Here is an 8,355-nt window from a genome sequence, read left to right as displayed (position 1 = left end):
AACCTCGATCCTGGACACCCTCAACCACTGCTTGAGACAGGCGCGCCGCCGGTCACCCCTTGGAATCAATCATCTAGGTTGCGCTTCGGGTGACGACCACGAACTCTTCCGCTCCGCCTGCGCCGACTCCGGTGACCGCCGCCCAGCGACGCATCGTGCTCGGCGTTCTGATCGCGTCGGCGTTTGTCGTCATCCTGAACGAGACGCTGATGGGCGTCGCGATTCCGCGGTTCATCGCGGTGTTCGGCATCACGGCGACGACGGCGCAGTGGCTGACGACGGCGTTCATGCTGACCCTGGCTGTCGTGATCCCGATCACCGGCTGGCTGCTGCAGCGCTTCAGCACGCGGGCGTTGTTCGTGACGGCGATGTCGCTGTTCACGGCCGGCACGTTGCTCGGGGCAGTCGCGCCGTTCTTCGAGCTGCTGATTGTCGCCCGCGTCATTCAGGCCAGCGGCACGGCGATTGTGATGCCCATGCTGTTCACGACCGTGTTCGCGTTGGTTGCCCCGGGGCGCCGCGGGCAGGTGATCGGAACCGTGTCGACCGTGATTGCCGTGGCCCCCGCCGTCGGCCCGACGCTCTCCGGCTTCATCTTGGAGATCGCCGATTGGCACTGGCTGTTCATCACGATGCTGCCGCTCACGACGACGGCCCTCGTGATCGGCGCGCTGCGCATGGTCGACGTCGGACAGCGTCGTGGCTCACGCCTCGACCTCGTCAGCATCATGCTGTCGGTTCCGGGATTCGGCGGGCTCGTGTTCGGACTCGCCCAGCTGGGTGAGGGCGGTCACGCCGAGGGCGGGTCCGAATCCGACTCGGTCGTGACCGGCACGATCTCGCTCGTCGTGGGAGTCGTCGCACTCGCACTGTTCGTCCTGCGTCAGGTGCGCCTGCAGCGCACTGACGACGCTCTGCTCGACATGCGCACGTTCGCCGAGCGGCAGTTTGCGCTCTCGATCGGCATCATCACGGTGGCCTCGATGTCGCTGTTTGGCGCGATCATCATCATTCCGCTGTACGTGCAAGAGGTGCTGGGGGCCTCCACCCTCGTCTCGGGCCTCGTCATCCTGCCGGGTGCGTTGCTGCAGGGCCTGATGGCCCCGCTCATCGGCCGCCGCTACGACAAGGTCGGGCCGCGCTCGCTCGTGATTCCCGGCATCGTCTTGATGGCGAGCACGCTCTGGGGCATGTCGATGTTCACCTCGGCGACCCCGATCTGGCTCGTCGCCGTCGCGAACATCGGCATCGGGCTGGGGCTTGCCCTGCTCTTCACCCCGCTACTGACGAACGGGCTCGCGTCGCTTCGGCCGCAGCTGAACCCCTACGGGTCGGCGATCGTGGGCACCGTTCAGCAGGTTGCCGGGGCCGCCGGTATCGCCCTGTTCTTGTCGGTTGCGGCGTTCGTCGCTCCGGCGACAGGCGAGGCATCGATCTCAGCCGACGGCGTTCGGGCCGCCTTCACGGTGGCCGCCGCTCTCGCCACCGCGGTGATTCCGCTGGTGCTGCTCGTGCGCTGGCAGCGCGGCACCGGGGGCCCCGAGGTCACGACCGAGACCGGGTCGACTCGCGTTGTCGAGTCGGCGTAACGCTGAGGGGCGCGTCGCGGCCGCTTAGCCCCGCACGGGCTCGACACCGCGGGCGGCGGCGATGATGCGCTCGAGCGCGTCGGGGCTCGTCGTGTTCTCGGCGAGCCGGTTCGGCTTCCCCTCGCCGTGGTAGTCGCTCGAGCCCGTCACCACGAGGTCGTAGCGCTCGGCCCAGCGCTCGAGCGTGGCGCGCCCCGCGTCGGTGTTTTCGCGGTGGCCGATCTCGAGACCGACGAGGCCGGCGTCGATGAGCTGAACGAGCATCCGTTCGTCGATGACGGCGTCGGCGCCCCGGGTCGCGGGGTGCGCGATGACGGGGGCACCCCCGGCGTTCGCGATGAGTCGCACCCCGTCGAGCACGGTGGGGGCGGCGTGCGGCAGGTAGTAGCCGCCGCGGAAGTGCAGGATGGAGGCGAACGCCTCGCTGCGGGTGCGCACGATGCCGCGGGCGACGAGCGCATCGGCGATGTGCGGACGGCCGATCGAGACCCCGCCCGACTGGGCCAGCACGTCCTCCCAGGTCACGTCGAAGTCTTCGCTCAGGCGCCCCACCATGCGTTCGGCGCGGGTCAGCCGGTCGTCACGAATGCGCGCCGTCTCGGCCACGAGATCGCCGTCGTTCGGGTTGAACAGGTAGCCCAGAACGTGGACGCTGCGCCACTCGTCGCGGGTCGACAGCTCCATGCCGCGGATGACCTGCAGCCCGGTGCCGGCGGCGGCCGTCAGCGCCTCGTCCCACCCCGCGGTCGAGTCGTGGTCGGTGATCGCGATCGTGTCGAGGCCCGCCTCGAGCGCGGCGCGAATGAGCTGGGTCGGCGTCTCGGTGCCGTCGCTGACGCTCGAGTGCGCGTGCAGATCGATCAGCGGATGCGCCATACCGTCATCGTAGGACGCAGGGCCTGGCAAGGTGCCCGGGTTAGGCTCGAGACACCATGGTGCTGAAGGTGATCTCTGCGGCGACGCTCGTGATCATCGGCATCGTTCTTCTCGTGGTCGCCTGGCCGAGCCTGTTTGGGCTCACCCTGTCTCCGTACATCGCGCAAATGGTCGCCCTCCGATCGGCGGCCGCCGCTGCCGCGCTGATCGCGGCCGTGGTGGTGGTCATTCTGGCCCTCGTCGTTCCGCCGGCGCGCCGCTTCTTCGCGGCGATCGCGCTCATGCTCATGGTGTTCGCCGGGCTCAACGTCGCGGTGCAGTCGGTGCGCGGATTCGGCAACGAAACGTTCCCGCTGCGGGCCCCTGCCGAACTCAGCGTGCTCGCCTGGAACACGCTCGGCAATGCTCCGGGTGCCGAACGCATCGCGGCGCTCGCGCTCGACGAGCAGGCCGACATCGTGGTGCTGCCCGAGACGACGGCCGATGTCGCCGAGCAGACCGCGGTGATCATGCGCGAGGCGGGCAGCCCCATGTGGGTCTACACGGTCGCGTTCGACCAGATCGCCGCCGCCCGGTCCACGAGTGTTCTCGTGTCGGCGTCGATCGGGCAGTACCGCGTCGACGACACGGTCGGAAACACGCGCGTGCTGCCGAGCATCGTGCTGCGCCCGATCGACCACACCGGCCCGACCATCATCGGGGTGCACCCGGTCGCACCCATCCCGGCGCAGCTCGACAACTGGCGGGCCGACCTCGCCTGGGTCGACTCGGTGTGTCAGGGCGAACGTGTCATTCTCGCCGGAGACATGAACGCGACACCCGACCACTTCACCGCGCTCGGCGACCCCGATGGGCTGGGCACGTGCGACTCGGCGAACATCGTCACCGGCAACGGCGCGGTCGGCACGTGGCCCACGCGGCTGCCCCCGCTGCTCGGGGCCCCCATCGACCACATCATGACGACGGACGACATCGCGGTGACCGGGTTCCGGGTCATCACCACCGAGGACGGTACGGGCAGCGATCACCGCCCGATCGTCGCGCGCGTCATTCTGAACTGAGCCCCGCGCATCCGCAGCGATCGGCGCACGCCGGGGCGCACGGTGAAACAATGGTCGGCATGGCTGAGACCGACAAGGCAACCACCGAGGCCCCCCGCGCGACGGAAAACCGATCCACCACCCCCGGGTCGGAGAAGTTCCGCGACTTCATTTCGAGCGGCTGGGCCGAGCGCCCGGCCGGCGTGGGCGAGGCCCGCGAGCAGGCTGCGTACGCGGCGGCGCGTCGCGCGCGCATCTCGTCGCTGTTCCCCGGCCAGCGGCTGATCATTCCGGCGGGCCCGGCGAAGCAGCGCTCGAACGACACCGACTACCCGTACCGCGCCCACTCGGCGTTCGCTCACCTCACCGGCTGGGGTAGCGACACCGTGCCGGGGAGCGTCCTCGTGCTCGAGCCGACAGCCGACGGCCACGAAGCGGTGCTGTTCTTCCGCGAGGCGGCGGGGCGCGACTCCGACGAGTTCTACGCAAACCCCGAGATCGGCGAGTTCTGGACGGGCCCGCGGCCAAGCCGCGACGACGTCGCCGTCGACCTCGCGCTCACCGCCCGCGGTCTCGGCGAGCTCGACGCCATGCTCGACGCCGTCGACGAGGAAACGCTGGTGGTGCGCGAGGCGGATGCTCGCCTCACCGACCGCGTCGATTCCGCGCGCCTGGTCGGCGGCTTCCGCACCGCGGCCGAGGGCGCCGGGGTCGACACGGCGGGCGACGACGAACTCGCCCGCGACGTGAGCGAACTGCGGCTCGTGAAGGACGAGTACGAGGTCGACGAGATGCGCCGCGCCGTTGCCGCGACCGCGCAGGGCTTCGACGACGTCGTGCGCGACCTTCCGCAGATTATCGAGCATCCCCGCGGCGAGCGCCTCGTCGAGGGCACCTTCAATCGGCGGGCCCGCGCCGAGGGCAACACGGTCGGCTACGACACGATCGCGGCCTCCGGCCCGCACGCGTGCATTCTGCACTGGACCCGCAACGACGGGCCCGTGCTGCCCGGCGACCTGATCCTCATCGACGCCGGCGTCGAGCTCGACAGCTACTACACGGCCGACATCACGCGCACGCTACCCGTGTCGGGCACCTTCAGCCCCGTGCAGCGCATGGTGTACGAGGCAGTGCGCGAGGCCGCCGATGCGGCGTTCGCGATCGTGAAGCCCGGCATCCGGTTCCGCGAGGTGCACGCCGCGGCGATGGCCGTCATCGCCGCCAAGACCGCCGAGTGGGGCTTCCTGCCGGTCAGCGCGGAGGAGTCGCTGAAGCCCGACGCCGGCTACCACCGCCGCTACATGGTGCACGGCACCTCGCACCACCTCGGGATCGATGTGCACGACTGCGCGCAGGCCCGCCGCGACCTGTACCTCGACGGCGAGCTGCAGGCCGGCATGGTGTTCACGATCGAGCCCGGGCTGTACTTCCAGCCCGACGACCTGACCGTGCCGGAAGAGTTCCGCGGTATCGGCGTGCGCATCGAAGACGACATCCTCGTCACGGAGGACGGTGCCGAAAACCTGTCGGCGTTCATCCCGCGCACCGCCGACGAGGTCGAAGAGTGGATCGCCGGCCGCGCGCCCGAGTGGGGCGACGAGGAGGAGTAGCGCGTTCTACAACCCGAGCACGGCGCCGGCCACGAGGAAGTAGATGATGAGGCCCGTCGCGTCGACGAGCGTCGTGACCATGGGAGCCGAGATGACGGCCGGGTCGATGCGGATCGCGCGGGCGAGCAGCGGCATGGACGCGCCGACGGTCGCCGCCCACGCACAGATCAGCACGACCGAAATGCCGACGACGGTCGCGACGGGGAAGTCGACGACGATCGATCCGATGCCGAGCGCGACGATGCCCAACGTCATGCCGAGAAGCAGGCCGACGCGACACTCGCGCCAGGCGACGCGCAGCACGTCGCTCGGCCGCACCTCGCCGAGCGCAAGGGCACGCACGGCCGCGGTCGCCGCCTGGGCACCGACATTTCCGCCCGTCCCGACGAGCAACGGAATGAATAGCGCGAGCGCCGTGACCTCTTCGAGCGAGTCCTCGAAGATCTGCAGCACCGACACGGTGAGAGCCGCAGCGACGATCAGGATGAACAGCCACACCACACGCAGACCGGCCAGCTGCCACACGCTCGACGAGAAGTAGTGGCCAGCGCTCGGCAGGGCACCGGCCTGACGCGCGATGTCTTCCGAGTCGGCCTGCTCGATGATTTCGAGTGCGTCATCGACGGTGAGGATGCCGACGACCCGGTCTTCGCGGTCAACGATGACGAGCCCGGTCAGGTTGTACTCCTGCAGTAGACGCGCCGAGGCTTCCGCCTCGTCGTCGACGTGCGCGATCGGGTGGTCGTCGTCAGCGATGTCGATGACGGCTTGGTCGGGGTCGGCGAGCACGAGCTGCTTGAGCGCGACCGTTCCCCGATAGGCGCGCGACGCATCCACGACCGCGACGAGGTCGATCGTCTCGGCGTGCTCGGCGCGGGCCCGCAAACGGGCGAGCGCCTGACCGACGGTGGTGGTGTCGTGCACCGAGATGATCTCGGGGCTCATGACGCGGCCGACCGAACCGGCGGGGTAGCCAAGCAGTTCGGCGGTCATGCGCCGCTCGCGCGGGCTCAGGCCCGCGAGCACCTTCTGAACGAAGCCGGCGGGCGCCTCGCCGAGCAGGCGGGCGCGGTCGTCCGGGTCCATGTTCTCGACCAGTTCGGCGAACAGGTGGTCGCGCATGCCGCCGAGCAGCTCTTGCTGCTGGGTCGAGTCGAGCTCTTCGAACACCTCGAGCGCGCGACCCTTCGGCAGCAGCCGCCAAGCGAGAGCCGAGTCAACGGCGCGCAGACGCGTGAGCTCGTCGGCGATCTCGTGGGGGGCGTGGTCGGCCAGCCACTGCGCCGCCGCGCGCACGTCACGCTCTTCGATCAGGTCCTGCAGGTCCTCGGTCATTCCACACCTCCCGGAAGAAGCGCCCCGTGGGGCGCACGTGTCGGTAGTGCTCGCGGCGTCAGCTGCGCCGCGAGCGGGGTCGGGGGCGGCTCAGGGTTTAGGAGGCGCGGGGTCCGCATCAGCGGAACCCCCGGCGAGCAGGTGCTGAGCCCGGGTCACGAACCCGGGCTCAACGACGATCTCGTAGCGGGATGCGACGACCCGGCTTGTCGACGTGAAGTCGCGCCGGCGACGCTGCAGCGCATACTGCACGACCGACAGCACGAGACCGAAACCGGCGCCGATGAGGGCGGCCGCGGCGAGGAACTCGAACTGCGGGTCGGGCGAGAAGAGCACGAGCAGCAGGCCGACGAACAAGCCGAACCAGGCGCCCGTCGCTGCGCCGCCGAAGGCCACTCGGCCATAGCTCAGCTTGCCGGTGACGTTCTCGACCATGGTGAGGTCGTGGCCCACGATCGCGAGGCGCTTCACGTCGAACTCGGCCTTCGAGAGCCGGTCGACGACCTGCATGGCGTCGGCGTAGGTGTCGTAGGTGCCCAGCACGTCGCCGCGCGGCACCCGCTGGGTGGCCGCGCCGGCGCGACGAAAGAGTCCGGGCACGTTGCTCATGGCTCCCATTCTGTCAGGCGTCGCTAGCCTGTGGGTGTGCCCGCCGCATCCGACACCTCTGACTCGAGTGACCGTTCGGTGAACGTTTCTCTCGAGGACGCTGTGCGCGCATCCCTGTCGCGAGTCATCGATCCCGAATTGCGGCGCCCCGTGACCGAGCTCGACATGATTCCGGCGGTGCGGGTCGTCGAGGGCGATGTCGGCACGACGCGCGCCGAAATCGACCTGCAGCTGACCATCGTCGGCTGCCCCGCAGCCGACCGCATCGAACGCGATGTGCGCGAGGCGGCCGCCGCTGTCTCCGGCATCGACGAGGTCGCCGTCGACGTCGGCGTCATGGACCGGCAGACGCGGGATGCTCTCATCGCCCGGCTGCGCGGCGGTAAGGCCCGCATGCCCTTCACCCCCGACTCGACCACCCGCGTGATCGCGGTGACGAGCGGCAAGGGCGGCGTCGGCAAGTCGACCATCACGGCGAACCTCGCCGTAGCCCTCGCGGCGCAAGGTTTGCGGGTCGGGCTGATCGACGCCGATGTGTTCGGCTTCTCGATTCCGGGCCTGCTCGGCATCGAGGGCGCGAAGCCCACCCGCGTCGGCGAGGCGATCATGCCGCCGCGCGCCCACGACGTTGCGGTCATCTCGATCGGCATGTTCGTCGACCCCGGTGCCGCCGTGTCGTGGCGCGGGCCGATGCTGCACCGTACCGTCGAACAGTTCCTCACCGACGTCTACTTCGGCGACCTCGACGTGCTCGTCATCGACATGCCGCCCGGCACGGGTGACGTCGCCATCTCGGTGGGGCAGCTGTTGCCGCACGCCGAGGTCATCGTCGTCACCACGCCGCAGAAAGCCGCGGCCGATGTGGCCGAGCGCTCCGCGATCGTGGCCCGGCAGACGGGGCAGACCGTCATCGGGGTCGTCGAGAACATGGCGGGACTCGCCCAGCCCGACGGCTCGGTACTCGAGCTGTTCGGCTCGGGAGGCGGAGACGACACGGCGGCCCGCCTCGACGTGCCGCTGCTCGCGCGTGTGCCCCTGTCGGTGGGCTTGCGGGAGGGGGGCGATCAGGGCATCCCGATCGTGACCAACGAGAGCGACGCGGCCGGGGCCGCGATTCGCGAGCTGGCGGCCGCCGTGGCGCGGCGCGGGCGAGGGCTCGCCGGGCGGCCCCTCGGCGTCACGCCGCGCTGACCCCTCGGTCGCCAGCGACGCCCGACAACGACGAAAGCCGCCTGGGCCCGACCCCACCCCTGGAATGGTGGGCTCGAGCACAGACGGCTCTCGCGGTGATCACGC

Annotated in this window: 7 protein-coding genes; 4 read left to right on the top strand and 3 right to left on the bottom strand. The window is 69.9% G+C overall.

Going from position 1 to position 8,355, the window contains the following annotated elements; all coding sequences use genetic code 11:
* Positions 1 to 89: 89 nt before the first annotated feature.
* Positions 90 to 1,589 carry a DHA2 family efflux MFS transporter permease subunit gene (locus tag ACK4SC_RS06705; protein WP_409616325.1) on the top strand — a complete coding sequence of 500 codons (1,500 nt, stop codon included), beginning with the start codon at positions 90 to 92 and terminating at the stop codon, positions 1,587 to 1,589.
* A gap of 24 nt (positions 1,590 to 1,613) precedes the next feature.
* On the opposite strand, the gene ACK4SC_RS06700 is transcribed toward ACK4SC_RS06705, so the two are convergent.
* Positions 1,614 to 2,465, bottom strand: coding sequence for a PHP domain-containing protein (locus tag ACK4SC_RS06700; protein ID WP_409616321.1), 852 nt, complete (start codon positions 2,463 to 2,465; stop codon positions 1,614 to 1,616).
* A 56-nt stretch (positions 2,466 to 2,521) separates the two neighbouring features.
* On the opposite strand from ACK4SC_RS06700, the gene ACK4SC_RS06695 reads away from it, so the two are divergent.
* Together ACK4SC_RS06695 and ACK4SC_RS06690 are read left to right on the top strand one after the other, a co-directional pair.
* Positions 2,522 to 3,526: an endonuclease/exonuclease/phosphatase family protein gene (locus tag ACK4SC_RS06695; RefSeq protein WP_409616318.1), complete on the top strand. Its 1,005-nt coding sequence runs from the start codon at positions 2,522 to 2,524 to the stop codon at positions 3,524 to 3,526.
* A gap of 59 nt (positions 3,527 to 3,585) precedes the next feature.
* Positions 3,586 to 5,115, top strand: coding sequence for an aminopeptidase P family protein (locus ACK4SC_RS06690; RefSeq protein WP_409616316.1), 1,530 nt, complete (start codon positions 3,586 to 3,588; stop codon positions 5,113 to 5,115).
* A 6-nt stretch (positions 5,116 to 5,121) separates the two neighbouring features.
* On the opposite strand, the gene mgtE is transcribed toward ACK4SC_RS06690, so the two are convergent.
* Together mgtE and ACK4SC_RS06680 are read right to left on the bottom strand one after the other, a co-directional pair.
* Complete coding sequence (gene mgtE, locus ACK4SC_RS06685; protein WP_409616313.1) at positions 5,122 to 6,450, bottom strand: magnesium transporter; 1,329 nt, start codon at positions 6,448 to 6,450, stop codon at positions 5,122 to 5,124.
* Between the two features lie 90 nt (positions 6,451 to 6,540).
* Positions 6,541 to 7,059 (bottom strand): general stress protein, encoded by a 519-nt coding sequence (locus ACK4SC_RS06680; protein WP_409616311.1) that lies wholly within the window; start codon positions 7,057 to 7,059, stop codon positions 6,541 to 6,543.
* Positions 7,060 to 7,095: 36 nt separating this feature from the next.
* Between ACK4SC_RS06680 and ACK4SC_RS06675 the strand changes: the two genes are divergently transcribed.
* Entirely contained in the window at positions 7,096 to 8,250 is a 1,155-nt protein-coding gene (locus ACK4SC_RS06675; protein ID WP_409616308.1) for an Mrp/NBP35 family ATP-binding protein, read from the top strand.
* The last annotated feature ends 105 nt before the right edge of the window (positions 8,251 to 8,355 follow it).

Origin of the sequence: Microcella sp., from assembly GCF_046293215.1 — a bacterium.
Taxonomy (GTDB): Bacteria; Actinomycetota; Actinomycetes; order Actinomycetales; family Microbacteriaceae; genus Microcella.
This window is presented reverse-complemented; position numbering and strand designations above follow the sequence as displayed.